Raw genomic sequence first — 26,077 nt, 5'->3', positions numbered from 1 at the left:
ACCACCGGCACCGCCACCCGTACCGCCGCTAAGGACGACCACCGATGACCGCCAGCACCGCACCCCTTCGCCAGATCGTCCCGCCCGAGGACCGGTACGCCGCCGAACTGGCCTTCCTCGCCGCGTACGACGCCGGTCCGCGGCCGCCCGCCTGGCGGCTGACGCCCCGGGCCGTCGTCACCTTCGTCATGGGCAGCGCCGGCCAGGCGCTGCGGCTGCCCGACGACGCCGAGGCACCGGAGGGGGTGCCGCGCCGGCTCGTCGTGGCAGGCAAGTTCGTCGGCGACCGGGCCCTGGTCGAGCGGTGTGTGGTGACCCTCGCCGGTGAACGGGGACTGCTGCTGGTCGGCGAGCCCGGCACCGCCAAGTCGATGCTGTCCGAGCTGCTGTCCGCCGCGGTGTGCGGCACCAGCGGCCTGGTCGTCCAGGGCACCGCGGGCACCACGGAGGACCAGCTCAAGTACGGTTGGAACTACGCCCTGTTGCTCGCCCAGGGACCGAGTCGCCAGGCCCTGGTGCCCTCTCCGGTCCTTACCGCGATGTCCCGGGGTGCCGTCGCACGCGTGGAGGAGGTCACCCGCTGCCTCCCCGAAGTCCAGGACTCCCTGGTGTCGTTGCTGTCCGAGCGGCGCATCGCGGTCCCCGAACTGGCGGGCACGGACGACGCGTTGGCGCATGCGGCGCCCGGTTTCGCCCTCATCGCCACAGCCAACCTGCGGGACAAGGGCGTCTCGGAGATGTCCGCCGCACTCAAGCGGCGCTTCAACTTCGAGACGGTGGGCCCGATTCCGGACCTCGACGCCGAGACGGCGCTGGTACGCGGCCAGGCCCGGGCGTCGGTGGAGCGGGCCGGGGCACCCTTCCAGGTCGACGACGCGGTCCTGGAGGCCCTGGTCACCGCGTTCCGTGATCTGCGCGAGGGACGGTCGGCGGAGGGCTGGGAGGTGGAGCGCCCGTCCACGGTGATGAGTACGGCGGAGGCGGTGGCGGTGGCGGGCGCGCTGGCCCTGGCCGCGGCCTACTTCCCCGGGGACCGCGACGTCCTCGGCCTGCTCCCGGGCCACCTGCTCGGCGTCGTGCGCAAGGACGACCCCGCCGACGCGGCCCGGCTGCGCGGCTACTGGGACGGTCCGGTACGGCGGCGCGCGGAACAGGGTTCGGCGACCTGGCGCACGCTGTGGGACCTGCGCACGGTCCTGGAGGCATGACCCGGTGCCCGACTCCCCCGAGGCGGCCCTCGCCGCCCTCACCGACCCGGCAGGGCCGTTCCTGATCGGCGTACGGCACCACGCGCCCTCCCTGGCCGCCGCCGTACCCGCGCTGCTGGACGCGGCCGAACCGGACGTACTGCTCGTCGAGCTGCCCGCGGAGCTGCAGGAGTGGCTGCCGTGGCTCGCCCACGAGGAGACCCGCGCTCCCGTGGCCCTCGCGGCGGCACCTGCCGACGGCAGCGCCGGCCCGGCGTTCTATCCGTTCGCCGACTTCTCCCCGGAACTGGCGGCGGTGCGGTGGGCCGCGCGGCGCGGGGTGCCGGTCGTGGCCTGCGATCTGCCGCTGGCGGATCGGGGATGGCGGGAAGGAGAGCGCGCCGCACAGGGGCCCGGCCGGCTGTCGGACGCCCTGCGTTCCCGGCTCACCGGCCGACCGGGCGACGACCTCTGGGACCGGCTGGTCGAGGCCGCCGCACCCGGCTCGCCCCCCGAGGCCCTGCGGCGGGCGGCGCTGCTGACGGGGTGGGCGCTGCGGGAGGAGTCGGCCGTGCCGGAGGTGGATCTGCGCCGAGAGGAGTGGATGCGTTCCCGGCTGGCCGAGGCGACGGCGAACGGCGCACGAGCCGCCGTAGTGGTCGGCGCCTTCCACACTCCGGCACTATCGCGCCCCTTCAGGGGCGCGGGGAACTGCGCGCCAAGCCCCCACCCACCCGCACCCGAATGGACAACCTCCCTCATCCCCTACACCTACGCCCTCCTGGACGAGCGTTCCGGCTACCCGGCCGGCATCCGCGACCCCGAGTGGCAGCACATGGTCCTCGAAGCGGCCGGTGAACCCGGAGCTCTGACGGACATGCTTACTCGCGCGGCCGTCCGCATCTGCGCCGAACTCCGCGCATCGGGCCACCCCTCGGGCCCCGCCGACGCCCGCGAGATCACCCGCCTCGCCGGAGACCTCGCCCGCCTCCGAGACCTTCCCGCCGCAGGCCGCGGCGAACTGGTCGAGGCCGTCCAGACCGTGCTCACACAGGGCGAGCCCTACGGCCGGGGCCGGGCGGTGGCGCGGGCGATGGAGAACGTCCTGATCGGCACCCGCGTCGGCCGTCCCGCGCCGAAGGCGCCCCGCAGCGGTCTCGCCCCCGCCGTCGAGGCGGAGCTCGCGGACCTCGGCCTGCCCGGCCCGGCGGACACCGGGACGGTCCGGGACCTTCGGCTCGACCCCCTCCGCTCGGATCTCGACCGGCGCCGCGAACTCCTGCTGCGCCGCCTGGCGTTGTGCTCCGTGCCGTACGCCGAGCCCAGGTCGGTGACCGGCGCGGGCGGTGCCGACGCCCTCACCTCGCGCTGGGAGGTGCGCTGGACGCCGGCCACCGCCGCGATGCTGACGGCGGCCGGGGTCCGTGGGGTCACCCTGGCCCAGGCGGCCGAGGGTCTGCTGCGCGAGCGGAGCCGCACGGAGCGGGACGCCGGTGGCCCGACGGCGGCGCAGGTGCTCGACGGCCTGGAGCAGGCGGCACGCTGCGGTCTGCCCGGCCTCGTGGCGGAGCGGCTCGGTGACACCGCCGAGATACTGCCGGGCACCGGGACCCTCCCTGAACTCCTCGCCGGTCTCGCTCTGCTGGACCGGCTGCGGACCGGTCACATCGCCGGTCTCGACGCGGCCGAGGACCGTACGGCCAGGGCCGTCGCCGTGGCCGAGTCGCTGACCGCGGCCGCGGTGCGGCAGGTGGACGGCCTGACCGGTTCCGAGGACCCGGCCGACGCCCACGCCCTGCTCGAACTCGCGCACCGCGCCGACCTGTCAGGCGGTATCCGGCTCACCGACGCGCTGGCCCGGCTGGCCGCCGACGGCTCCCCGTTGATGCGGGGCGCCGCCGGAGCCGTTCGCGTGCTGCTCGGCCAGGAGGAACCGGAGGGGTTCGGCGGCCGGGTCGCCTCCTGGGTGGACGGGGCGGTCGACGCCGAGTCCCGGTCCGCGCTCACCGGCCGGCTGACCGGGCTGCTGACGGCCGCCGGACGGCTGCTGGAGGCGGCCGCACCGGCGTTGGAGCCGCTGGTCGACCGGGTGTCGGGGCTGTCCGACCGGGACTTCCTCGACCGGCTGCCCGCCCTGCGCGGCGGCTTCGACACGCTGAGCCCGGCCGACCGGGAGCGTCTGCTGACCGGGGTCGAGGAGCGTCTCGGCGTCGACCGGGTGGCCGACACCGGCGCGATCGACCCGACCGCGCTGGCCACCTGGACCCGCGCGGACCTCACCGCCCGCGAGACCCTGCGCACGCTCGGCCTGCTGCCCCCGTCGCGGGCGCGCACGGAGCCCGAACCGGTCACTGGCACCGTGGCCGTGGCGGACCACCGGCTGCCCCCCGCCGACCGCTGGCGTCTGCTGCTCGGCCGCCGCACCGACCGACTCCCGAAGCCGACACGTGCCTTGGCCACCGCACTGGACGAGCTGTACGGCCGCGGACGCGGCGAGGGCAGCCGGGGTGACCTCGGCGGCGGGGGCGGCGGGCGTGAGGCGTCGTATCCCGGAGTGCGGGAGTGGTCGGAGGAACTTGCGGTGCTGTTCGGGCCGGGCGTCCGGGAGGAGGTGCTGGCGGCGGCCGCCGCGACGGGCCGGGCGGATGTGCTCGCCGAGCTGGATCCGGACCGCGTGCGGCCCTCCGTGGACCTGCTGCGGTCGGTGCTGCGGCACGCGGGCGGGCTGCCCGAGGCGCGGCTGGCAGCGCTGCGCCCGCTGGTCCGGCGGCTGGTGGACGCGCTGACCCGGGAGCTGGCGACCCGGCTGCGCCCCGCCCTGCACGGCACGGCCCTGCCGCGGCCGAGCCGGCGTCCGGGCGGCGGCCTGGACCTGCCGCGTACGCTGCGGGCCAACCTGGCCACCGCCCGCCGGGCGGCCGACGGCACGGTCCAGGTGATCCCGGAGCGCCCGGTCTTCCGGACCCGGGCCCGGCGCGCCGCCGACTGGCGGCTGATCCTGGTCACGGACGTGTCCGGGTCCATGGAGGCGTCGACGATCTGGGCGGCGCTCACCGCCTCGGTGCTGGCGGGGGTACCTACCCTGTCCACGCACTTCCTGGCGTTCTCCACCGAGGTCGTCGACCTCACCGGGCACGTCGACGACCCGCTGTCGCTGCTGCTCGAGGTGAGTGTCGGCGGTGGCACGCACATCGCGGCCGGGCTGCGGCACGCGCGTGAACTGGTGACGGTGCCGTCCCGCACGCTCGTGGTCGTGGTCAGCGACTTCGAGGAGGGCTATCCGGTCGGCGGACTGCTCGCCGAGGTCAGGGCGCTGGTCGGGGCGGGCTGTCAGGTCCTGGGCTGTGCGAGCCTCGACGACTCGGGGCGCCCCCGTTACTCCACGGGGATCGCGGGGCAGCTGGTCGCCGCCGGGATGCCGGTCGCCGCTCTCAGCCCGCTCGAACTCGCCCGCTGGGTAGGGGAGAAGATCGCATGAGCACGGAACGGGAACTGCCCGCTGTCGCCCCGGCCGTGACCGCGGAGCTGGTCGCGGCCCTGTCGCCCCGGCTGCGCAAGCGGCTGGACGCGGGCGTCGCCAAGCTGGCGGACCGGCCGGTCGTCCGGGACGGCGACACCGTGCGCATCACCGTCGACGACGAGGGTTCCGAACTCGAACTCGACGCTCCCGGGGGCGTCGTGGCCGACACGGCGGCCATCCGCTGCGGCTGTCTGCTGGCCCCGGACTGCCTGCACCGCGCGGCGGCGGCTTCGGCGGCACCGGTGGCCGACATGGCGGAGGCCGCCGGGAGCATGCGTGACGCGGAGCGCGCGGGGACCGGGAAGATCCCGGGGGCCGGGGAGAACGCGAGGTCCGCGGAGAGCGCGAGGTCCGCGGAGAGCGCCGAGTCCACCGCCGCCGCGGACACCGACGGGCCCACCCCGGCTGCGGAGGCCGGCCGGCCGACCGACCGGCCGACGCCCGTGTCCGGCGCCCGGACGGTGCCCGCCCCCGAGGAGTCCGCGACGCCGACGGCCCGGCAACTCAGCGCCGCCCAGGCCGTTTTCGACGCCGTGGCCGCCGTGCTCGACGCCGGTACGGACGGTTCCGGCGCCGTGCTGCAGGCGGAGTTGCTGCGTGCCGCGCACACCGCGCGCCTCGCGGGTCTGCCGCGGGCGGCCGCGGCGGCGGTCTCCGTGGTCACCGCGTTGCGCGCGGCCCGGGCCGCCGACCCGGCGTTCCGGCTCGCCGAACTCGTCGGCGCCGTCTCGGAGACCCTGTCCGTGGCCCACCGCGTCCCGTTCGCCGCCGGCGCCGAACTGGCCGGACTGCGCGGCACCGTACGGCAGCCGTACACGCCGGACGGTTCGCTGCGGCTGTACGGGCTGTTCTCGGAGCCGGTGCTCACCGCGAGCGGCTATGCGGGGGCGGTCACCTGGACCGCCGACGCCGAGGGCCGGCTGTACACGGTCTCGGACGTGGCGCCGGGCGGCGCGGGCCGGGCGGTGGGCGCCGCCGACCGTGCCGTACGCGTCGGGGACACGGCGCTGACGCATCGCGAGCTGGCGCGGGCGGGTCTCGCGGTGTCGGGGGCGACGGTGTCGCCGACCGGCCGGCTGGGGTCGGGCGCGGGAGTGCGGGCGGTACGGGCGTCGGGGGCTGACTGGCGGGCCGAGCCGCTGGACCGGTTGTGGGCGGTGCCCGTGGCCGACCAGGTCGGGCGGGCCCTGAGCAGCGGCCATGAGCTGTTGTTCCTGGAGGTGACGCTGGTCGGCGCGGTGCGCGAGGCGGCGGGTGACTGCCTGCTGGCGGACTGCGGTGGTGTGCCGTTGCGGCTGACGGCGGCGCACGACCATCCGGCGCTTCCGCACCGCGACAACCTGCGGCTGCTGGCCGCCGCCCGGGGCGGCCGGGTGCGTGTGATCGCGCGTCTCGCCGTGGCCCCGCACGCCCGTGCCGAGCTGCTGGCGACCGAGCATCCCACGAGCGCGGGGAGCCGCGTCGACCTGGGGCTGGACCGGCTCCAGCACGCGGACCTGCCGGCTCCGGCGCCCGCGGTGCCGTCCGCCGCGCACACAGGTGCCTCCGAGGCCGGGCCCGAGGCGCCTCTGCACCTGCTGCGCCGCCGGGTCGAGCAGGCGGTTTCAGGCGGGCGGCGCGTACTGGCCTTCCCTGGTGACTCCGCGGCCGATGCCCGCCGTCTGCACCGGCACGGTCTGGGCACGGCCGGCGATATCCTCGACGAGTTGCTCGCCGCGGCGGCGGAACGTTCGCGTGACGCCTTCGGCCGGCTCCTTCCGGCGGACACCCGCCGCTTCGCCCGGGCCTGGCTGACCGCGGCGCGCTACACGGACGAGGTCGACCGGGTGCTGTGCACCGCCGCCTGGGGCGGATGACCGGGCCCGGCGACCGGATGCGGGCCGCCGCTCCCCCGTGCCGGCGGCCCGCGTGACCGGAGTCGTCCCATCCGGTGCCGGTGCCAGGTTGAAGCATGCGACACCCGGCCGTCGCATGGGTATGCGTACAACTGCGTAGGAGCACGAGCAGAGAGGAACACGTGGTACACGGGCTGGACAGGGCCTACGAACGCCTCACCGAAGTGGCCGTGGCCGCGCTCAACGAACGCGAGCCGGAACGGCTCTGGCCGCTGCTCGCCGACGCCGTGACCGGTCTGTGCGGCGGGGAGACGCTGATCTACAAGCTGGACGACTGGAGCGAGGGCAGGGGCACGCTCGGTCTGTCGTCCGCTGCCGCCACCGCGCTCGGCCGGCTCGGCGACGAGGCGCTGGGGGTGCTGCGCTCTGGCTATCCGTTCGCCCGCCACTACGCGGCCGGCCCCGGCCGTACCCCCGTCACGGCCCGTCGGCTCGCGGGCCGCGCCTGGCCGCTGAGCGAGACCGCGCGGGTGCTCGGTGCCGGCCTGGACCTGAACCAGGTGCTCGCGCTTCCGCTGCCCGGTACGGTCGCGCCGATCACGGGCTGTCTGGTCTACCGCTCCGGCACGGACTTCACCGACGACCACGTACGGATCGCCGAGCGCGCGCAGCCGCTGCTGGCCGCCGTCGAGCAGCAGCGCCAGCTTCTCCGGCAGTGGCGCCGGTCGGCCGGAGAGGCGGAGGAGCGGGCGGCGGAGAGCGCGCTGACGCCCCGGGAGCTCACCGTGCTCCTCCTGCTCACCGACGCCCTGACCGCCGACGCGATCGGCCGCCGACTGGGCATCTCGGCGCGCACGGTGCACAAGCACGTCGAGAACATCTACCGCAAGCTCGGTACCCGCGACCGTCTCGGGACGGTCCTGCACGCCCAGCGGCTGGGGCTGGTGCCGGCACCCGGCGGGGCGCGGGCCGGCCGGGGTCCGACGGCCGGGAAATCCCGTGGACAGCGCCTTCGTGCACACGGCACAGTGGCCGATCATGACGAGCAGTGAACTCTGGAGCCAGGCCGAGGCCGACCGCTACGACGGCGAGGAGAACGAGATGTCCTCGGCCGCCGTGCTGGGGCCGACCGTCGACTTCCTCGCCGAACTGGCCGGAGACGGCGGGGCGTTGGAGTTCGCCGTCGGCACGGGGCGGGTCGGTGTCCCGCTCCGGGAGCGCGGGGTGCCCGTGGCGGGCATCGAGTTCTCCGAGCACATGGTGGCGGTCCTGCGCCAGAAGACCGACGAGGAGACCCTGCCGGTCGTGATCGGGGACATGGCGACGGCCACGGTGCCCGGTGAGTTCGCGCTGGTCTATCTCGTCTACAACACGATCTCGAATCTGCTCACCCAGGACGAGCAGGTCGAGTGCTTCCGTAACGCGGCGCGGCATCTGCGGCCCGGCGGCCGGTTCGTGATCGAGCTGGGGGTGCCGCCGCTGCGGCTGCTGCCGCCCGGCCAGGTCGCGGTGCCGTTCGACGTCTCCGCGGGGCACCTCGGCTTCGACACCTTCGACCTGGTCGAGCAGATCCTGGTCTCGCACCACCTCACCCGGGACGGCGAGGACGGCCGCTACCGCCGGGACGCCTCCCGGCACCGGTACGCGTGGCCCGCAGAGCTGGACCTGATGGCCCGGATCGCGGGCCTCGCGCTGGAGCGCCGGGTGGCCGACTGGGACGGCTCGCCGTTCACCCAGGAGTCCGCCAAGCACATCTCGGTGTGGCGCAAACCGGTGTGACCGTCCCTGTGCCGTGACCGGCGCGGACACCGGTCAGCCGCCGGCCGGTGTCCACTGGATCCGCGTACTGCACAGGGAGACCACCACGGCCGCCGCCGCGACGACTCCGAAGCCCCACACCAGGCTGCTCGAACTCGCCACGAAACCGATGACCGGCGGCCCGGCCAGCAGTCCCGTCGTGCCCATCGCCGCGACCAGTGCCAGCGCCTGAGAACCCTGTTTCGCCGCCGCGACATAGACGCACGGGGTCACCGCCGCACAGCCCAGTCCGACACAGGCGAACCCGACCAGCGCCGCCGCCACTCCCCCGCTCAGCAGCGCGAAGGCGAGTCCGGCGGCGGCCAGGGCGCTGCCGTACAGCACGACGCGCCCGTCGCCCCAGCGGCTGCGCCAGCCGTCCGCGAAGAGGCGGGCCAGCACCATCATGCCGGAGAACACGGCGATGCCCATCGGGGCCAACTCCGCCGTGGATTTGGCGACTTCTCTCAGGTAGAGGGCGGACCAGTCGTTCATGGCGCCCTCGGTCACCGTGCCGAACGCCATGGCGCAGCACATCCAGAGCGTCACCCGGCTGGGAAGGCTCCATCCGGTACGGCTCCTGGCCTGCTTCTCCGCCGCGGGAGCCTCGTCCTCGAGAAGACCGGGGCGTGCCAGAGCCGCCAGCAGGACGAGGACGGCGGCGGCCACGCCGAAGTGCGCCGTGACGGAGGAGGTGGCCGCGTTCATGCCGGAGGCGAGCACCGCGGCGAGCAGGGAGCCGGCGCTGAACGTCGCGTGCAGTCTGGCCATGGTGTTGCGTTCGTACCGGGTCTCCAGGGCCGTTCCCTGTGCGTTCATGGCCACGTTCAGGCAGCCCACGAACACGCCGTCGGCCAGCATGACCAGCAGGGCGACCGGATAGTCCGGCGCGAGGGCGAGCGCCAGGAGCAGCAGGGTCAGGCAGAGGGCCGACAGCAGCGACAGCCGTGCGGAGCCCAGCCGTCTCATGAGCACCGGCACCAGGGGGAACGAGGCCACGGCGCCGATGCCGGCCGCCATCAGCAGGACCCCCACCTCGGCCGCGGTCAGTCCGAGGTCCGACTTGATGGCGGGGATCCGCGAGGCCCAGGTGGCGTACTGGAAGCCGAGGGAGCAGAACAGCGCGGCGATGGCCAGCCGGCTGCGCTGGAAGGGGTCACGGACAGGGAACACGCACATCAACTCGCTTCGTCGGGTCGGCCGTCGTACGGGACATGTAGACGGCGTTCGCGCCGTATCCGTCCGGGGAGATCCCGGGGTACGCGGTGAACCCGCGTGCCGACCAGAACGGTTCGCTGCGGCCGACGGCGACCAGGGAGATCCGCTCGAATCCGCGTGCGGCGGCGGCCAGGGCGAGGTGGTCGAGGAGGCGCGCTCCCAGTCCTCTGCCCCGCAGCGGCTCCGCGACGACGATGTCGTGCAGATGCAGGTTGCGAGAAGGCTGCGACGGGACCAGGGGTTCCTCCGCCCGTTCGAGGTCCGGGTATCCGAAGGGCGGATACGGCAGGGCCAGTACGTACCCGGCCGGCTGTGCGCCGATGTCCAGGACGAAGCAGGTCTCCGGCGAGGCGTCCGCCCGGGACCGCAGGGCGGCGCGCCCCTCCGAGAGGCCGAGTTCCGTGTAGGCCCGGGACTCCAGCGCCGCGATGGCGTCCCAGTCTGCGTCGGTGATGTGGCGTACGCGTACGCCGTCGGTGCTCACGGGTGTCCTCCGCCGACGCAGGTGTACGGGAGCGGGGCGAAGCCGTTGAAACCCTGGGTCGTGTAGCTGAGCGCGTAGGCGCCGCTGGAGAGCACCCAGACGGGATCGCCGGACGCCAGCTGGCGCGGGACGTGGACGAGGGCGTGTCCCTGCGGGTAGGCGTCGTCGCTGTCGCAGGTGGGACCCGCCACGACGGCGGGGACGGACTCGGCGTCGGGGTGGGTGGGGAAGACGAGCGGGTACTGGAGCGCGTCCATCTCGTAGAGGCCGTTGAACTTGCCGCAGCTCAGGTAGAGCCAGTGCCGCGGTTCGCCGTCCGGTCGGCGCCGCTCGGCCAGCCGGGCCACATGGGCGCGGATGGCCCCGTGGTCGGCGACGAGGTGACGCCCCGGCTCCATGACGAAGGCGAGGTGCTCGCCGTGGACCTCCCTGAGGCGCCGCATGCCCTCCCGGACGACGGCGAAGATCTTGTCCAGTGGGGGTTCCAGGGGCAGGCCGTGCCGGTCGAGGTAGCCCAGGGCCGGCAGGCCGCCGCCGAGGTTGACGTGGTCCAGGACGATCCCGCGCCGGCCCAGGACGGTCAGGACGTCCGCCAGACACTCGACGGCGCTGTGCCAGGCGTCCGCGGTCATCTGCTGGGAGCCGACGTGCACGGACAGACCGGCGGGTGTCAGGCCCGTCTCCCGGGCCGCCTCCAGGATCCGCACCGCGTCCTCGGGCGAGCAGCCGAACTTGTTGCTCAGTCCCCACAGCGCCCCGTCGCCGCTCGTCGCCAGCCGGCAGAACACGCGGGCTCCCGGGGCGTGGGCCGCGATGGCCGCCAGGTCCTCGACGCTGTCGGTCGCGAAGTCCCGGACGCCGAGGCGGTGGGCATCGGCGATGTCCCGGTCGGACTTGACGGTGTTGCCGTAGTGCATCCTGCCGGCCGGCACGCCCGCGCGCAGCGCCTGTTCCAGTTCGCGGGGGCTCGCCCCGTCGACGCCCGCGCCCTCGCTCGCGAGGCAGGCGAGCACCTCGTCGACCGGGCAGGACTTCATGGCGAACCGGATGTCGACGCCGGGCAGTTCACGCCGGAGTGTGTCGTAGCCGCGCCGGATTCCGGCCAGGTCGAAGAAGATCCCGTCCTCGGTGGCGTCCGCCAGTGCGGCGAGCAGGGGTGCGGAGGCGTGGGCCATGGCCGCCGTCACCGCCGCTGCCCGGGCGTCCGGGGTACGTAGGTGCGGCGGGCCGCGTCGACCAGCGGCTGCCACGTCTCGGTCAGCAGGGCGAAGTCCTCGATGTCGCCGCGCGCTTCGTCGAGGAGGCGTTCCCGGCGCCGGCCCAGGAGGTCGGCGAACTCGGCGTACCGGCCGCCGAGTTTCCGGTAGGCGGTGTCGAGGACGTCCAGCCGGTGCACGTTCTCGCTCCGGTCGAGCTCCGCGCTCTCCCGCGCCAGCCGGGCCACGGCGGACGCGCGGACCTGCCCCTGCCCGTCGAGCAACGACTCGCCCGCCCGGGCCATGTGGTCGTAGACGAAGTTGAAGTAGAGCATCGACAGCAGGAACTTGACGAAGCGCAGCTGGTACGCCGTGAACCCGGCGTCGGTGCGGCGTTCGCCGGTGTAGTAGTTGACGATGTTCCGGTTGTGCAGGACGCCCGGCAACGCGGCGTCGTGGACCAGGTGGATCAGGAAGTAGTCGCTGCCGATCGTGTCGGTCGCCGGTGGCAGGGGGACTCGTTCGTGCACGCCGTGGAAGGCGATGTTGCACATGTCCACGCGCATGGGGTCGACCACGGTCAGGGTGGAGTGGTCGGCGGTGAAGGCGTCCGTGCCCGCGCCGCGGAAGGACTCCTCGACGAGTTCCCGCTTCTGCTCGGACGACCAGTGCACGGGTGCCCACAGGCCGACCATGTCGTGGTAGACGCCGGGGTCGATCCGGAGTATCTCCCCGATGTCCACGGACAGTTCGCCGACGAAGGAGCTGCCGACCATCGCCACCCGCCGGTCCATGCGGTCGGCGGCGAGTGCGGTCTCGGTGACGTGCTGGGCGGCGTCGGCGGCGCGGCTGCCGAGTGCTGCCAGTTCGTGGTGGACGGGGAAGACGGGCTCGCCGTTCACGGCCTGGTACCGGCTGTCGGAGTCCCTGCGGTGCACGGACTCGCAGCCGAGCGCGGCGGCGATGAGGAAGGCGCGGTTGGTGCAGGCTCCGTAGGAGAGGCGGGCCGGGAGCATCAGGTCCAGCAGGAGGTCGGGCTTCATGGCCGCGGACCGGTCGATCGCGCGCCGCAGGAAGTCCCGCTGCCGCACCTCGTCGAGGTGGTGTACGACGATGCGCGGGTCGTCCGGTATCCGGCGCACGGCGTCGGCGTGTTCGGCGTAGGCCGGCGCGGCGCAGGAGTCCAGGATCAGGAGGTGCACCTCGACGTCGAAGTGCCGTGCGGCGTAGGCCGCTTCCTCGGCCACGGCCGTGATCGTCGCCGTGCAGGGTCTGTTGGTCGGCAGGGTCAGGCAGATTCGGCGCATGTCTCTTCTCCGGCCGGCTGCTCCGCACCGTCGAGGTCCGCCCCGCTCCAGGACGTGCGGCCCAGCAGCCTGGAGCCGAGTTCGTCGAGCGTGGCCGTCCCGTACCTGAGGGACTCGTGCCGGGTGGCGTCGCCCAGCAGCGTCGCGTTCCAGTCGGGCGTGGCGAGGGTGCGCCAGGACTCGACCCGGGAGCGCCTGAGCGTGTCGTGGGACTCCAGCGCCGGCATCATCGACAGGTACTGGACCGCGCGCACCGTCTGCTCGGAGGTGTTCGGTGCCACGCCGTGCGCCAGCAGGCCGTTGAAGATCAGCAGGTCGCCGGCTTCGAGCTCCGGCCGCACCACGGGGAACTCGGCGCGGTCGATGCTGGGCCGGATCGGGTCGCGGTCGTCCGGCTGGAACGCCTTCCACTGGTCGAACCGCTTGAACAGCTCGGGGCAGCACTGGAAGCCGCCGAGTTCCGCCCTGGTGTCGGTCAGGGCGATGATCCCCTGGACCCGCTGCGGCAGTACGCCGAGCGTGGTGTCGACGTCCCAGTGCAGCTCGATGTCGAAGCCCTCCGCCGTGCCCGGGATCAGGGCCCGGTCGCGGTTCTTTATGTTGGGCGGATTCAGGTTGAGCCGGTCGAGCGTCACCCACAGCTCTTCGCAGTCCCAGACGTCGACGAACGCGTCGTAGACCCGGCGGGTCTGGCGGCTGTCCCAGAGGAGCTGGTGGTGGTAGGCCTCGACGAAGCCGTAGATGTGCAGGTCCCGGTCGAGGTCGGAGCGGTACTCGCGCTCCTCGTACCAGGTGTCCGGGCGCTCGGGGTCCAGTCCTTGGAACTCCCAGGCGAAGTCGAGCAGTTCGCGGGCCGAGGCGGCGGGGATGGCCTGCTTCACCACCACGTAGCCGTACGTCTGCCAGTGCGCGAAGTCCTCCTCGGAGAGGACTCGCAGCGGGCGGCTCTTCGTCAGGTCCCGCAGGGGTGTCTGGGCGAGGTAGGTCTCGCCGTCCGAGCTGAAGTAGGGAATGTCCGAGGGGGCTCGATGGAGATAACGGTCAGTCGTGGACATACGGTGCTCCACACCTCGATCTCAGATACGGCGGCCCGTCCGGACCGCCAACTGCGCGGAGTGAGGGGCGGGGACCACTTCGGCAGGGTCACTGCACCACGGGCCGCACCAGCCCCTCTTCGAACTCGCGTACCTACAACCTGGACTAGACCAACTCATCCTGTCAAACGCCGCAGTTGAGGGCGGGTTTCCCCAACAGGCGACGATCCGGGCCCACTTGACACGGATGGTTAGCTGACAGAGACGCATTGGTCTGTACCAACAGGAGGGTGCACGCTATGATCTCCAGCAAGCACGGCGAGGAGTTGCGACGACTGGCGCGCTCCGTCCTGCAACCGGGGTTCGTGGGCACCACGGCCCCCGACTGGGTGCTGCGCGAGATCGGGGACGGCCTGGCCTCGGTCGTCCTCTTCTCCCGCAACATCGACACGCCCGAACAGGTCGCCCGCCTGACCGGGCAACTACGCGCGGAGAACCCGGAGTTGATCATCGCGATCGACGAGGAGGCCGGTGACGTCACCCGGATCGAGTCGGCGACCGGCTCCACCCGGCCGGGCAACTTCGCACTCGGAACCGTCGACGACACAGAGCTCACCGAGGCCGTCGCCGCCGACCTGGGCCGCCAGCTGCGCGCGGCCGGGGTGAGTCTCGACTTCGCACCGAGTGCGGACGTGAACTCCAACCCCGACAACCCGGTCATCGGGGTCAGGTCCTTCGGCGTGGACGCCAAGGTGGTGGCGCGCCACACCGGGGCCTGGATCCGGGGACTCCAGTCGGCCGGTGTCGCCGCCTGCGCCAAGCACTTCCCCGGCCACGGCGACGTGGCCGTCGACTCCCACCACGGCCTGCCCGTCTACGGCGCCGATCGCGACCGGATCGCCGAGCAGGCCCTGCCGCCGTTCCGTGCCGCCCTCGACGCGGGCGTCCGTGCGGTGATGAGCGGTCACCTGCTGGTCCCCGCCTACGACCCCGACCTGCCGGCCACGCTGAGCCCCCGCATCCTGGACGAACTGCTGCGTCAGGAGCTGGGGTTCGACGGCATCATCGTCACCGACGCCATCGAGATGGGTGCCGTGACCGGGCGCTACGGGATCGGCGGGGCCACGGTCAGGGCCGTCGCCGCCGGCGCCGACGCCGTCTGTGTCGGCGGTGAGAGCGCGGACGAGGACACCGCCCTCCTGCTCGTGAACGCCCTCGCGGAGGCCGTCCTGGCCGGCGGTCTGCCTCAGGAGCGGCTCGCCGAGGCGAGCCTGCGTGTCCGGGAGTTCGCGGCCTGGTCGGCGGGGCTCAGCCCGGCCGGCACCGCCGCCTGGGACGCCGAGGGCATCGGCTTCACGGCGGCCCGCCGCGCCATCCGGCTGACCGGGGCCGTACGGCATGCCCTGCCCCTGGTCAACGCACCGCACGTGGTGGAACTGGTGCCCACCACCAACCTGGCCATCGGCAAGGAGACCCCCTGGGGCGTGGCCGCCCCGCTGGGCGAGCGGCTGCCCGGGACGACCTCCGTCCGGGTGGGCCACGAGGAGCTGCTGGCACAGGCCGGGACGCTGGAGGCGCAGGCCCTCGCGCCCGCCTCGGGGCGGCCCCTGGTCGTGGTGGTGCGCGACGCCGCCCGGCACACGTGGATGGCACAGGCCCTCGCCGAGCTCGTCGCCGCCCGCCCCGACACGATCGTCGTGGAGATGGGCCTGCCGGGCACCGTCGTGCCCTCGGCCGCCCAGATCTTCACGCACGGCGCCACGGCCGCCTCCGGGGTGGCCGCCGCGGAGCTGCTGGCGGGTGCCCTTTGATGCAGACTTCGGGGCAACTTCCTTACCCGTGAGCAATGTTGACGGCTGACCGCCCCTTCCCTACGTTCCGAGAGCGCTCTCCCGCCCGCGCCCCCGAAACAGGGAGGTCCCATGCCGTCCGCTCGCAGACCGGGAAGCCGTCTTCTTCGCCGACTGGCGGCGGCACTCGCTCCGGCCCTGTTCACCGTCCTCGTCCCGCTCACACCCCCGGCATCGGCCGCCGACCCCACGGCGGCGGCCGCCGTCTGCAACAAGTACTGCGACACCCGGGACCCCGCGCTCTCCCCGGGCGACCGCACACCGGTCACGGCGAGCATCTACTCCCGGTCGGTCGTCCTGCACTTCGACGACGCCGACGCCATGGGCTGGGCCTCCATCGGCAACGGCAGCCCTGGCGACGAGGTGTGGCTCGACCGTTCCTTCGACGGCGGCCGCACCTGGAGCTCCGGCAGCAGGCTCGGCGACACCACCGTGCCCACCGGTCAGCGGGGTTGGCGCACACTCATGTACAACGTGGACGACTGGAACGACCTCGGCGTCGGCGCCCTGCGCGCCTGCGGAAAGGCCGGGGACCGCGCCGAGATCGCCTGCACCCCCTGGGCCCGCACCACCTGGAACGCGGGCGAGCCGCGCACGGCCGCGGCCACCGGTCTGATGACCTTCTACAACTACGGAACCGGGCTGTTCGACACCACCGGCTGGTGGAACTCCGCGAACGCCCTGACCGCGGTCATCGACAACATCCGCGTGACGGGCATGGGCAGTTACCGGTACGCGATCGCCCGCACCTACGACCTGAACATCGACGCGCAGGGCGGGCAGTTCCGCAACGACTACCTCGACGACACCGGCTGGTGGGGCCTCGCCTGGGTCGCCGCCTACGACCTGACCGGCGACAGCCGCTACCTCGACACGGCCCGCGCGGACGCCGACCACATGGCGGCCTACTGGGACTCCACCTGCGGCGGCGGGGTGTGGTGGAGCACGGCGAAGACGTACAAGAACGCCATCGCCAACTCCCTCTACATCCAGCTCAACGCCGCCCTCCACAACCGCGTCCAGGGCGACACGACCTACCTCGGCCGCGCCCGGGCCGGCTGGACGTGGTTCCAGGGCACCGGCATGGTCAACGGCTCGCACCTGGTCAACGACGGCATCGACCTGTCCACCTGCGGCAACAACGGGCAGACCGTGTGGTCGTACAACCAGGGCGTCCTTCTCGGCGCCCTGGCCGAGCTGTACCGGGCCACCGGTGACGGCGGACTGCTCACCAGCGCACGGCAGATCGCCGACGCCGCCACCACGGCCTCCGGACTCCACACCGCCGACGGCATCCTGCGCGATCCGTGCGAGAGCGGTGATTGCGGAGCCGACGGGCCGTCCTTCAAGGGCGCCGACGTGCGCGGCCTCGGCAAGCTCGACTCGCTGCTGCCGGACCACCCTTACACCGCCTACCTGAAGCGCCAGGCGGACCGCGCCTACGCGAGCGACCGCAACGCCCTCGACCAGTACGGGCTGCGCTGGTACGGGCCGCTCGACCAGGTGGACGCCGCCCGTCAGCAGAGTGCCGTCGATCTGCTCGACGCGGCGCCATGACCGTCCGGAGGCGTAACCCGGCGCATCAACTGCCGTAGGAACAAGGCACGTTTGACTCCGATGACGGCTAACCGCTATCCATAGGGCAGCCGTTGGGGGGACGCATGCAAGACGTGGTGCTGGCGATGCTGGCCAAGGAGCCATCGCACGGCTACCACCTGCGTGAGTGGCTGCGGCGGACGCTGGGGCCGCTCGGAGAGTCGATGAACGCGGGCCAGATCTACGTGACCCTGGCCCGGCTGGAACGAGCGGGACTGGTCGTCCGCGAAGAGACGGAAGGGCCGCCGGACCGGAAGGTGTACGCGCTGACACCGGCCGGACAGCAGCGGGTGACCACCTGGCTGACCGAGGTGAGCCGGCCGAAGCAGGACCTGGCCGAGCTCCACCTCAAGCTCGCCGCGGCGAGAGCCGCCCGGCTCGCCGATCCGATGGAGCTGGTGGCCGCGCACCGCCGCGAGCTGCTCGGACGCCTGCGGCAGGCGCAGCGCGCGCTGCTGGCCGAGCCGGACGGATCGGCCGCCGGCCTGCTGCTGGAGGGGGTCGCTCTGCGGCTCCAGGCAGACCTGAGTTGGCTGCGGGCCTGCGAGCAATCCTGGTCGAGGGTCGAGAACGAGGCTGAGGACGAATGAACCAGTTCCACGCGGTGCTCCAGGCCCGCGACCTGTTGCGGACCCATGGCCGTGGGGAGAGCCTGGTTCACGCGGTGGACGGCGTCGACCTGGACGTTCGGGCCGGTCAGATGCTGGCCGTCATGGGACCCAGCGGCTGCGGGAAGTCCACCCTGCTGCACCTGCTGGGCGGCCTGGAGCGGCCCACCGACGGAGAGGTGTGGCTGGACGGCCGGCGCATCGACAGCCTCGGCGAACGGGCCCTGGCCCACCTGCGCCGCCGGTCGGTGGGGTTCGTCTTCCAGGCCTTCCACCTGATCGAGGAACTGTCGGCGGCGGAGAACGTGGAGCTGCCCGTGCTGCTGGCCGGCGGCTCGCTGCGCGCGGCCCGGCGTCGCGCGGACGAGTTGCTGGAGCGGGTCGGGCTGGACGACCGCGCCCGGCACCTGCCCTGGCAGCTGTCGGGCGGACAGCGCCAGCGGGTGGGCATCGCCCGCGCCCTGGCCAACGAGCCCTCGGTGCTGCTGGCCGACGAGCCGACCGGAAACCTGGACACCGCGGCCACCCTCGATGTGCTGCGGCTCTTCGAGGACCTGCGTGCCGCGGGGCAGACCCTCGTGATCGTCACCCACGACGAGCGGGTCGCGGCCACCGCGGACCGGCTGGTGTCGATGCGCGACGGCATGCTCGTCGACGACACCTGGATGACGGACCGCGGGCAGCCGGTGGACGGCATGCACGGCTGGGAGGGCTGACCGCCATGGGCCGCATCCTGCTCGTCTTCCGCCTCGTCCGGTCCGATGTGCGCCGCCATCCCGGCCAGGCCGCGATGCTTCTGCTCTCCCTCACGGTCGCCACCGGCATGCTGGCCCTGGGCGGGTCACTGGGCGGGGCGACCGAGACGCTCTACCGCCACACCCGTGCCGTCACGGCCGGTCCGGACATCGTGGCGGTCTCGCCCGACGACTCCGCCGACACGGCCCGCACTCAGGACGCGTTGACCAGCGACCCCGCGGTCGCCGCCCACAGCGGCCCGTACCTCCAGTACTACTCGAAACTCACGGCGAAGGGCTCCGCCTCGCACGTCGTGGTGACCGCGGCCGGCCCCGGACCGGGCACGGTGGACCATCCGCTGGTGACCTCCGGCACCTGGGTGCGCTCCGGAGGCGTCGTGGTCGAACGCGGCTTCGCCAACGCGCTGGGCGTGCATGTCGGCGACCACGTCACCGTCGCCGGGCGCTCCATGCCGGTCGTCGGGACGGCCGTGAGCGCTGCCGGCATGGTGTACCCGTTCGCGGAGTTGGTCGGCGCCGGTGGCGGGCCGGGAGACTCCGGCGGCCGGGTCTGGATGAGCGAACAGGACACCCGGGCGCTGTCCGCCGAGCACCTGCCGGTGGCCTCCCTCCTCTATCTGAAACTGCACGACCCGGACGCGACCCGGGCGTTCCTGAACGCGCATCGCGGCCCCTCGGTCTACGCGACCTTCTTCAGCTGGCAATTCATGATCGTCCAGGACGCCTCGATCATCGAGGGCAGCCAGCCCGTCCTGGTCATCGGCAGCTGGCTGCTGAGCTTCCTCGCCATCGTCGGCGTGGCCACCCTCGCCGCGGGGCGCGCCGCCCGGCAGACCCGCCGCGTGGGACTCCTCAAGGCCGTCGGCGCCACGCCCGGCCTCATCGCCGCCGTCCTGCTCACCGAATACCTGACCCTGGCACTGATCGCCGACGCACTCGGGCTGCTGGCCGCACGGTTCACCCAGCCCGTCGTCGTCAACCCCACCGCCAGCCTGCTGACCACGTCCGCCGGGCCGAGCGGCGGCGTCATCACCGTCACCACCGTCGTCGCCCTGGCCGTGGCCCTCCTCACCACCCTCGGTCCGACCGTGCGAGCCATGCGCACCGAAACCGTCGCCGCGCTGGCCGACACGGCACGCCAACCCGATCAGCGAGCCCGTCTGACACGACTGTCCGCGATGCTGCCGGTCCCGGTGCTGCTCGGACTGCGCCTGATCGCCCGTCGGCCCGGCCGGGCGTTCCTGCAGGCATGCGGCATCGCAGCCACCGTCATCACCATCACGGCACTGCTCATCATCTTCGTCCAGCGCCAGGTGGGCTACGGGATCGACTCGCCCCACCTGGGCAATCTGAAGGACGCTCAGAGCCGGCACACGATAGTCGCCGTGACCGCGGCGCTGGTCGTGCTCGCCGCCGTGAACACCCTCACGGCCACCTGGACGACGGCGCTGGAGGCCCGGCACACCATGGCCGTCGCCCGCACTCTCGGCGCCACTCCCGGACAGGTGACGGCCGGGCTGTCGGCCGCACAACTCCTGCCCACCGTGCCCGGCGCCCTCGTCGGCGTCCCCCTGGGCATTGCCTTCTGCCTGCCCTTCAGCGGCGCGGGGACGGTCTACCCGCCGGCGTGGTGGCTGTTCGGCGCCGCGCTCGCGACGGTGGCGGTCACAGCCGCACTCACCGCCCTGCCCGCCCGCATCGCGGCCCGCCGATCCGTCGCCCGGACCCTGAGCGCCGAAACGACCTGAACCATGTCCACCGGGCGGGCCGGGCAGGTCACGAACCCGCGAGGAACGTCACACGTACCTTTCGCTACATATTATCCCTGTTCGTGCCTGCCGACCTCCGTTAAGAGGTCGCGCGGGTGGGCGCGGTTGGGGACACCGGCAACAGGCGGGCACAGGTCCCGGTGATCATGGAGTTGCGACGCTCTGTGATCACTGGGGAGACCTGCGCCCGCCCTTCCGTCATGGCTGACCGAACCGCTCTGGGACCAATTCGCAGCCCTGCTGCCCGAGCGGCCGGAGTACCACCCGGACCATCCACTCGGCTGCCACCGCCGACGCATCAGCGACCGGATCATCTTCGACGAGATGCTGCAACTGCTGTGCTTCGGCTGTTCTTACGAGGCGATCGCCGACACAACCTGCTCGGCCACCACGATCCGCAGCCGCCGCGACGAATGGATACGACTGGTGGTTTTCGCCCGGCTCATTCAGCTCGCACTGGAGTCCTACGACCGGATCGTCGGTCTCGTCCTCGACCGGATCGCGGTCGAGGGACCGATCACCAAGGCACCTGGAGGCGGGGAGGCCACCGGACGTTCACCGGTCGACCGCGGCAAACAGGGACTGAAGCGCTCGAGCATGGCGGATGGGTACGGCATTCCGCTGGGCCGTGTACTGGCCGGTGCCAACCGCCACGACTCTCCGCTGCTCGCCCCGGCTCTGGACCGTCTGGAGGGCCTCGGCCCGTTGCCCGACATCATCACCGTGCACCTGGACGCCGGCTACGACTCGGACACCACCCGCGCTCTGCTCAGCGAACGCGGCCTGCACGGATGCATCGCACACAAGGGGGAGAAGGCACCCATTCAGGGCAGTCGGCGTTGGCACGTGGAACGCACTCACGCGTGGCAGAACGCCTTTCCCCGTCTCGCCCGGAGCTACGAGCGTCGCGTCACTGTCATTGATGCCTTCTTCGACCTCGCCGACGCAATCATCACCGTGCGCAGCCTGATCCGGCGGTCCCGGACAACTCACCGGTGGGACGAACGCCCGAAGCGCCGACCGTGATCCTTCGGCCCCGCTTCAGTCACTTCGGCAGATCGGCGGAGAGGAAGGGAGCAAGGAGCGCGAACAACGCGTCGGGGCGGTCGAGGGGGATGAGGTGGCCGCAGTCCTGGAGATGGTGTCCGACCAGGTCATCCGCGATGGGACGGAGTTGGCGTTCGAGCCCGGCGCCGACGGGGTGAGAGCCGACGGCCATGGTGGGCATGGTCAGCCGAGCTGTCGCGACGGCGTCCTGGATCTGCTGCGCGCTGGTGGGCAGGGCCCGGTAATAGGAGAACGCGCAGCGCAGGGCTTCGCTCCCGGTGTACGCGTGGACGAAGGCCGCACGGATGTCGTCGGGTACTCCTCGCCCGAGCGTCCCCGAGTCGAGGAACCAGTCGATGTACGGGGCCTCGTTGCCGGCGAGGACGGTCTCGGCGAGGCCGGGGACGGCGTGGAAGCCGAACCACCATGGGGCGCCGCCCGCGACGACGTGCTCTGCTCCGGGCAGGCGGCCGAGCAGTGCCTCCATCACGACCAGGCGCCGGACGAGGCCGGGACGGCGCAGCGCGAGCAGGACGGCGGGGGCGGTGCCCGCGTCGATGCCGACCACCGCCGCCGAAGGCTCGCCGAGTGCGTCGAGCAGTCCTTCGGCGTCGGCGGCGAGGGTGCCTGCGTCGTAACCCTCGATGGCACGTGCACTGGCACCGAAGCCTCGAAGGTCCGGGGCGATGACCCGGTACTGCCCGGCGAGTCGGTCCATGATGCCGCTCCAGAGTTGCCAGGTGTGCGGGAAGCCGTGCAGCAGGAGAACCGCAGGTCCGTCCCCGGCGATTGCGACGTTGAGTTGGACGCCGTTCGTAGCGATACGGCGCAGGTGGTGTGCGGTGGTGACGGGCATGACGGCTTCTCCGGCTGGTTACCATTGGTGACCACAGAACGATAGGTAACTGTCCGACCGCTTCCTAGACGGCACTTTCAAGGAAGGTGGTGAGTCACAGGTGACCACCCGAGGAGCCCGGGCCGCCGGTCGCGGGGTACGCGGCGATCTGTTCGATCCCCATTGCCCGACGCGGCAGTTGCTGGACCGCATCGGTACGAAGTGGACGTCCATGGCCGTCAAGACACTCGCCGATGCCGCACCGGACGAGGTGCGCTTCGCGGAGCTGAGACGCCGGATGCCCGGCGTCTCACAGAAGATGCTGTCCGTGACGCTGCGAAGCCTGACCCGCGACGGGCTGGCGTCGCGCCGGGTCGAACCGACCGTGCCGCCGCGGGTCTTCTACCGACTCACCGGACTCGGGCTGTCCCTGGAAGTCGCACTTGCGGGGCTGCGGACCTGGGCGGAGGAGCACATGGCCGAGATCGACCGCGCCAACGAAGCCGCCGACCAGGAGGCCGATGAGGGGTAGGCAGGCCGGTTCAGCGCTCAGTACTGGTGGCTGGGGTACTCGATGTAGCCGGCGTCGCCGCCCTGACACCACGTCGCTTTGTCAGGTCGACGCCGGAGGAGGACTTCGACGCGATGGTGTTGGGCACGTCGTTCCACTTCGACGAGCAGGGCACGGCGACGGCCGCGGACGCGATGAAGCGGTACTGCGGGCTGCCGGGCGAGCAGGAGATGGAAGGGAAATCGCCGGCGCAGTGGCTGGCGACGAAGGAGCTGGTGAAGGACAGCGGGGAGATGGTGTTCGAGGGGGGCATCTCCCGGCTCTGCCCGAAGTGCACCAAGATCCCGAAGTCGGCCGTCGGGCACCTATCCGCGGTTGTTCTAAGACAACCCCGATCCCACTCCCGAGAGCCAGCGCTTCGGGGGAGCGAGGCCCGGCTTCGCTCACGGCCCTGTTCTGCCTCCTGTACGCTCGCGGCGTCCCCCGCCAGGCCGCCGTCCCCTCGTCGTCGACACCGAGTTTCTCGGACAGGTTCTGCCAGGCCATCAGGTTGATGTAGAGGTTGTCCCGGGCGATGGCGCAGCTGCCGGCGATGGGCTCTGGGTGTCGATCGGGTCATCGGCAAGGCCCCACTTACGCCGTCATGCACCGTCGTTGTCACCGCGCAGGGAACGGATCATGCTCTGCAGGATCCGGAACGCCTCCGACTGCTCGGTCTCGGCCAGGCCGGCCAGCATTCTGGCCTCGACGGACCGGACCGCTGCGCTCGCCTTCTCGAGGCTTCGTCGGCCGCGAGGCGTGAGCCGCGTGGGAAGCACCTTCCCGACCGGTGCCTCCGCGGGCCTGGTCACGTACCCGTCTCGTTCCAGGGCCTGGAGCAGCACGTTCATCGTCTGCCGGGTCACGAACGCGCCCCGCGCGAGCTCGGAGTTCGACAAGCCCGGCCGTTGCGCGAGCAGTTCGAGGCAGGAGTAGTGCGTCACGCTCATCCCGAGCGGCCGCAGCACTTCCTCCATGGCCGCGCGCAGGGCGCTCGACGCTTCTTTGAGCAGGTAGCCCAGTGACGTCTCCAGGTCGACGCCGACACCTTCTTGACTCATGTCAGCATTCTGACATAACTTTCCACATGTCAGAAAACTGACACGCACGGAAGGAGAGTCATCATGCCCGCCACCGGCCCCGACTTCATCTCGCTCCAAGTACGCGACCTCAACGCTTCACAGGCGTTCTACGAGCAGTACCTGGGCCTCGTCCGCTCGCCGGCCGGACCTGCCCACGCCGTCGTCTTCGAGACGAAGCCGATCGCGTTCGCCGTCCGCGACGTCCTTCCCGGCACCGACCTCACATCCGTCACCCAGCCCGGCATCGGTGCCGCGATCTGGCTCCACGCCACCGACGTCCAGGCCATCCACGACGCACTCGTCGCCGACGGTCACACCATCGCCTCCGCGCCGATCGACGGCCCCTTCGGCCGGACCTTCACCTTCGCCGACCCCGACGGCTACCAGATCACACTCCACGACCGCACCTGACCGGCCAAACACCACCGGACGATCACCAGCGGTTACACCCCAGGCTCGCGCGTGGCGCCACCTGCCACCCTGCCACCCTGACGACGTTCCACCGGCTGGATGACCTCGGCTTGGAATCGGTCGACCAACAGTCGCATCCCCACCACGCTGTGCGGGCTGGCGCACGTCCCGCTCGAACCGGCGGGCAACGATCCTGCACGTCCGCATCCGCCGCTACCGCTGTTCGGGCTGCGGGCAGGTCTGGCGCCAAGACACGACCGCGGCCGCCGCGCCGAGGGTGAAACTCTCGACGCAGGCGGAGATGCGGGCGTTAAAGAGTGCCGTCATCGACCGGATGTCGATCGCCCGGATCGCCGCCGGGCTCGGGGTGTCCCGGCACACCGTCAATGGCGCCGTCCTGACGACCGGCCACCAGTTACTGATCGCCGACCCGACCCGCTTCGACGGTGTCCAAGTCTCAGGCGTGGATGAGCATGCGTGGCGCCGCACCCGACGCGGGGACAAGTTCGTCACCGTCATCATTGTTGTCGCCCTGGCCGGCGATGCGCCCGACCGATACCGCCAACGCGTCCAGCAACACGCCTGCGGGCACCGCGGCCGGGTCGGTGATCCGATCAACGGCATCCGCACAGTGCTGCGCAACGGTGTCAACCTGCTCATCGACCGCCAACAGGCCCGGCTCACCAGCGTATTCACTACCGATGAGCACGCCGCGGTCGAGGCGGCCCGGGGGTGCCTACCAGCGCATCGTGTCCGCCTACCGGCAACCCGACCGCCTCACCGGCAAGACCGAACTCGCCGCCGTCATCAAGACGATCAGTCACGGCGCCCCAGCCGGACTGCCCGAACCGAGTCGACTCGACACCACACTGAAACAGCGCGCCGCTGACGTGCCGGCCTACTTCGACCGACCCGACACGTCCAACGGCCTGACCGAGGCCATCAACGGCCGACGAACACCTACACGCCATCGCCCTCGGCTTCCGCAACCTGACCGACTACACCACGCGCAGCCTGCTCGACACCGGCGGCTTCAGACCCCGACTACACCTTCTACTGCGATGAGCCGCCCACGGACGCCTCAAGAGCGCCGATTCCCGCGGCGGTGGCCACTCCGTGTGGCCCCTGGGCGTGACTACCGTCGGCCCGCGCCTTGCAGTCAAGACGCGGTGGAGCTCACGCCCCACCTCCTTGACGCGCCTTGAGCCAGGCCACGCTCTCCTCGACCAGGTCGAAGATGTCCGCCCCTTCGGCGATGCCATCCGCTTCGATGATGTGCACGCGGATCGAGTCCCGGCCTGCGTCGAGCGCGTCCGCCAGGGCCACCGAGCCCTGTCCGGCGGCGACTTGCGGTTCGCCGCGTACTGCCGGGCCGTCTTTCACGTGGACGAGTTCGACGCGTTCCCCGAGCCTGGCGACCACGTCGGCGGGGACCTGGCCCGCGGTCTGTGCCCAGTAGAGGTCGACCTCGGCGACGACCGTCGGATCCAGGGCGTCCCACAGCACGTCGTAGCCGTAGCGGCCGTCGTCGAGCGGGGTCCACTCCCAGTAGTGGTTGTGGTAGCCGACCCGTAGGCCATGGCCGGCCGCCGCCTTGGCCAGGGCGTTGAGGCGGTCGGCATACCGGCGCACTCCGTCGGCCGAGACCAGGGCGTCGCGGGTGAATCCAGGGAGTGCTTCGGGGGTCGAGGCGATGGCGACGGGCGCGCCAGCCTCGGTCATCTCCTCGAAGAACCAGCCGGGGTCCTCGGCGTCGGGGAGGCGGGCGTGGGTGGAGGAGACCGTGAGGCCGGCGGCGTCGATGTCGGCCTTCAGCGAGCGCGCCTCGGCCAGGCGCGCGGTACGGGTCAGCTCGCTGCGGCCCAGGCGGAAGGGCTCCACCGCGGTCACTCCGAGGTCGGCGATCCTGGCGAGCGTGGCGGGACGGTCCTCCAGGACGTTCATCAATGTGTAGAGCTGCAAGCCGATGTCCGGCATTGCGAGTTCCAATCTGTCG

22 protein-coding genes and 1 pseudogene are annotated in these 26,077 nt (G+C 72.1%); 14 read left to right on the top strand and 9 right to left on the bottom strand.

The annotated features are described in order from the left end of the window. Positions 1-44 precede the first annotated feature (44 nt). From ACWGKQ_RS05315 to ACWGKQ_RS05295, 5 genes are all read left to right on the top strand, one after another. Complete coding sequence (locus ACWGKQ_RS05315; RefSeq protein ID WP_453290511.1) at positions 45-1,208, top strand: AAA family ATPase; 1,164 nt, start codon at positions 45-47, stop codon at positions 1,206-1,208. Between the two features lie 4 nt (positions 1,209-1,212). Further along, positions 1,213-4,665 carry a vWA domain-containing protein gene (locus ACWGKQ_RS05310; protein WP_453290510.1) on the top strand — a complete coding sequence of 1,151 codons (3,453 nt, stop codon included), beginning with the start codon at positions 1,213-1,215 and terminating at the stop codon, positions 4,663-4,665. Further along, complete coding sequence (locus tag ACWGKQ_RS05305) at positions 4,662-6,563, top strand: hypothetical protein (RefSeq protein ID WP_453290509.1); 1,902 nt, start codon at positions 4,662-4,664, stop codon at positions 6,561-6,563. The genes ACWGKQ_RS05310 and ACWGKQ_RS05305 overlap by 4 nt, the downstream gene beginning before the upstream one ends. A gap of 161 nt (positions 6,564-6,724) precedes the next feature. Further along, positions 6,725-7,594, top strand: a complete 870-nt coding sequence (locus ACWGKQ_RS05300; protein WP_453290508.1) for a LuxR C-terminal-related transcriptional regulator — start codon at positions 6,725-6,727, stop codon at positions 7,592-7,594. Then, positions 7,581-8,321: a class I SAM-dependent DNA methyltransferase gene (locus ACWGKQ_RS05295; RefSeq protein ID WP_453290507.1), complete on the top strand. Its 741-nt coding sequence runs from the start codon at positions 7,581-7,583 to the stop codon at positions 8,319-8,321. Before ACWGKQ_RS05300 ends, ACWGKQ_RS05295 begins: the two co-directional genes overlap by 14 nt. Positions 8,322-8,354: 33 nt before the next feature. Here the strand turns inward: ACWGKQ_RS05295 and ACWGKQ_RS05290 are convergent, their stop codons facing one another. The 5 genes from ACWGKQ_RS05290 to ACWGKQ_RS05270 are packed head-to-tail and all read right to left on the bottom strand — an operon-like array spanning position 8,355 to position 13,599. Beyond that, positions 8,355-9,518 (bottom strand): MFS transporter, encoded by a 1,164-nt coding sequence (locus ACWGKQ_RS05290; protein WP_453290506.1) that lies wholly within the window; start codon positions 9,516-9,518, stop codon positions 8,355-8,357. Continuing rightward, positions 9,496-10,041: a GNAT family N-acetyltransferase gene (locus ACWGKQ_RS05285; RefSeq protein WP_453290505.1), complete on the bottom strand. Its 546-nt coding sequence runs from the start codon at positions 10,039-10,041 to the stop codon at positions 9,496-9,498. The genes ACWGKQ_RS05290 and ACWGKQ_RS05285 overlap by 23 nt, the downstream gene beginning before the upstream one ends. Beyond that, complete coding sequence (locus ACWGKQ_RS05280) at positions 10,038-11,216, bottom strand: type III PLP-dependent enzyme (RefSeq protein ID WP_453290504.1); 1,179 nt, start codon at positions 11,214-11,216, stop codon at positions 10,038-10,040. Before ACWGKQ_RS05280 ends, ACWGKQ_RS05285 begins: the two co-directional genes overlap by 4 nt. Before the next feature lie 8 nt (positions 11,217-11,224). Beyond that, positions 11,225-12,544: a DUF6271 family protein gene (locus ACWGKQ_RS05275; RefSeq protein ID WP_453290503.1), complete on the bottom strand. Its 1,320-nt coding sequence runs from the start codon at positions 12,542-12,544 to the stop codon at positions 11,225-11,227. Beyond that, positions 12,526-13,599, bottom strand: coding sequence for a phytanoyl-CoA dioxygenase family protein (locus ACWGKQ_RS05270; protein WP_453290502.1), 1,074 nt, complete (start codon positions 13,597-13,599; stop codon positions 12,526-12,528). Before ACWGKQ_RS05270 ends, ACWGKQ_RS05275 begins: the two co-directional genes overlap by 19 nt. Before the next feature lie 278 nt (positions 13,600-13,877). Between ACWGKQ_RS05270 and ACWGKQ_RS05265 the strand changes: the two genes are divergently transcribed. The 6 genes from ACWGKQ_RS05265 to ACWGKQ_RS05240 all read left to right on the top strand — a co-directional run bounded on the left by ACWGKQ_RS05265 (position 13,878) and on the right by ACWGKQ_RS05240 (position 21,182). Then, complete coding sequence (locus ACWGKQ_RS05265) at positions 13,878-15,389, top strand: glycoside hydrolase family 3 protein (protein WP_453290501.1); 1,512 nt, start codon at positions 13,878-13,880, stop codon at positions 15,387-15,389. Positions 15,390-15,500: 111 nt separating this feature from the next. Beyond that, entirely contained in the window at positions 15,501-16,985 is a 1,485-nt protein-coding gene (locus tag ACWGKQ_RS05260; RefSeq protein ID WP_453290500.1) for a glycoside hydrolase family 76 protein, read from the top strand. Positions 16,986-17,089: 104 nt separating this feature from the next. Further along, positions 17,090-17,614: a PadR family transcriptional regulator gene (locus ACWGKQ_RS05255; protein WP_453290499.1), complete on the top strand. Its 525-nt coding sequence runs from the start codon at positions 17,090-17,092 to the stop codon at positions 17,612-17,614. After that, entirely contained in the window at positions 17,611-18,348 is a 738-nt protein-coding gene (locus ACWGKQ_RS05250) for an ABC transporter ATP-binding protein (RefSeq protein ID WP_453290498.1), read from the top strand. Before ACWGKQ_RS05255 ends, ACWGKQ_RS05250 begins: the two co-directional genes overlap by 4 nt. Before the next feature lie 5 nt (positions 18,349-18,353). Then, positions 18,354-20,135: an ABC transporter permease gene (locus tag ACWGKQ_RS05245; RefSeq protein ID WP_453290497.1), complete on the top strand. Its 1,782-nt coding sequence runs from the start codon at positions 18,354-18,356 to the stop codon at positions 20,133-20,135. 192 nt (positions 20,136-20,327) lie between these two features. After that, a complete protein-coding gene (locus ACWGKQ_RS05240; protein WP_453290528.1) occupies positions 20,328-21,182 on the top strand; it encodes an IS5 family transposase in 855 nt (284 codons plus the stop codon). Positions 21,183-21,201: 19 nt separating this feature from the next. On the opposite strand, the gene ACWGKQ_RS05235 is transcribed toward ACWGKQ_RS05240, so the two are convergent. Beyond that, a complete protein-coding gene (locus ACWGKQ_RS05235) occupies positions 21,202-22,059 on the bottom strand; it encodes an alpha/beta fold hydrolase (protein WP_453290496.1) in 858 nt (285 codons plus the stop codon). Positions 22,060-22,159: 100 nt separating this feature from the next. On the opposite strand from ACWGKQ_RS05235, the gene ACWGKQ_RS05230 reads away from it, so the two are divergent. After that, entirely contained in the window at positions 22,160-22,570 is a 411-nt protein-coding gene (locus ACWGKQ_RS05230) for a winged helix-turn-helix transcriptional regulator (RefSeq protein ID WP_453290495.1), read from the top strand. Between the two features lie 10 nt (positions 22,571-22,580). On the opposite strand, the gene ACWGKQ_RS05225 is transcribed toward ACWGKQ_RS05230, so the two are convergent. Beyond that, positions 22,581-22,886, bottom strand: a complete 306-nt coding sequence (locus ACWGKQ_RS05225; protein WP_453290494.1) for a hypothetical protein — start codon at positions 22,884-22,886, stop codon at positions 22,581-22,583. A 304-nt stretch (positions 22,887-23,190) separates the two neighbouring features. After that, complete coding sequence (locus ACWGKQ_RS05220; RefSeq protein ID WP_453290493.1) at positions 23,191-23,649, bottom strand: MarR family winged helix-turn-helix transcriptional regulator; 459 nt, start codon at positions 23,647-23,649, stop codon at positions 23,191-23,193. 63 nt (positions 23,650-23,712) lie between these two features. Here ACWGKQ_RS05220 and ACWGKQ_RS05215 point away from each other — a divergent pair, with 63 nt between their 5' ends. Then, on the top strand, positions 23,713-24,081 hold the full coding sequence (locus ACWGKQ_RS05215; RefSeq protein WP_453290492.1) for a VOC family protein: 369 nt from the start codon (positions 23,713-23,715) through the stop codon (positions 24,079-24,081). Positions 24,082-24,158: 77 nt separating this feature from the next. Then, positions 24,159-25,146 (top strand): annotated as a pseudogene (locus ACWGKQ_RS05210) (transposase). Between the two features lie 111 nt (positions 25,147-25,257). Here ACWGKQ_RS05210 and ACWGKQ_RS05205 read toward each other — a convergent pair. Then, the gene (locus tag ACWGKQ_RS05205; protein WP_453290491.1) at positions 25,258-26,058 is read right to left on the bottom strand and encodes a sugar phosphate isomerase/epimerase family protein; all 801 of its coding nucleotides are present in this window, start codon (positions 26,056-26,058) and stop codon (positions 25,258-25,260) included. Between the last annotated feature and the right edge of the window lie 19 nt (positions 26,059-26,077).

The sequence above is a fragment of the Streptomyces sp. NPDC054770 genome (assembly GCF_053611985.1).
Note: the sequence above shows the minus strand (reverse complement) of the source record. Positions and strands in the feature narration are given on the sequence as shown.

Bases quoted from the DNA above. Each gene is read 5' to 3' on its own strand.
- ACWGKQ_RS05280 (WP_453290504.1), bottom strand. From the start codon at position 11,216: ATGGCCCACGCCTCCGCACCCCTGCTCGCCGCACTGGCGGACGCCACC.
- ACWGKQ_RS05270 (WP_453290502.1), bottom strand. From the start codon at position 13,599: ATGTCCACGACTGACCGTTATCTCCATCGAGCCCCCTCGGACATTCCC.
- ACWGKQ_RS05245 (WP_453290497.1), top strand. From the start codon at position 18,354: ATGGGCCGCATCCTGCTCGTCTTCCGCCTCGTCCGGTCCGATGTGCGC.
- ACWGKQ_RS05315 (WP_453290511.1), top strand. From the start codon at position 45: ATGACCGCCAGCACCGCACCCCTTCGCCAGATCGTCCCGCCCGAGGAC.
- ACWGKQ_RS05290 (WP_453290506.1), bottom strand. From the start codon at position 9,518: ATGTGCGTGTTCCCTGTCCGTGACCCCTTCCAGCGCAGCCGGCTGGCC.
- ACWGKQ_RS05265 (WP_453290501.1), top strand. From the start codon at position 13,878: ATGATCTCCAGCAAGCACGGCGAGGAGTTGCGACGACTGGCGCGCTCC.
- ACWGKQ_RS05305 (WP_453290509.1), top strand. From the start codon at position 4,662: ATGAGCACGGAACGGGAACTGCCCGCTGTCGCCCCGGCCGTGACCGCG.
- ACWGKQ_RS05235 (WP_453290496.1), bottom strand. From the start codon at position 22,059: ATGCCCGTCACCACCGCACACCACCTGCGCCGTATCGCTACGAACGGC.
- ACWGKQ_RS05255 (WP_453290499.1), top strand. From the start codon at position 17,090: ATGCAAGACGTGGTGCTGGCGATGCTGGCCAAGGAGCCATCGCACGGC.
- ACWGKQ_RS05295 (WP_453290507.1), top strand. From the start codon at position 7,581: ATGACGAGCAGTGAACTCTGGAGCCAGGCCGAGGCCGACCGCTACGAC.
- ACWGKQ_RS05220 (WP_453290493.1), bottom strand. From the start codon at position 23,649: ATGAGTCAAGAAGGTGTCGGCGTCGACCTGGAGACGTCACTGGGCTAC.
- ACWGKQ_RS05250 (WP_453290498.1), top strand. From the start codon at position 17,611: ATGAACCAGTTCCACGCGGTGCTCCAGGCCCGCGACCTGTTGCGGACC.
- ACWGKQ_RS05260 (WP_453290500.1), top strand. From the start codon at position 15,501: ATGCCGTCCGCTCGCAGACCGGGAAGCCGTCTTCTTCGCCGACTGGCG.
- ACWGKQ_RS05215 (WP_453290492.1), top strand. From the start codon at position 23,713: ATGCCCGCCACCGGCCCCGACTTCATCTCGCTCCAAGTACGCGACCTC.
- ACWGKQ_RS05275 (WP_453290503.1), bottom strand. From the start codon at position 12,544: ATGCGCCGAATCTGCCTGACCCTGCCGACCAACAGACCCTGCACGGCG.
- ACWGKQ_RS05205 (WP_453290491.1), bottom strand. From the start codon at position 26,058: ATGCCGGACATCGGCTTGCAGCTCTACACATTGATGAACGTCCTGGAG.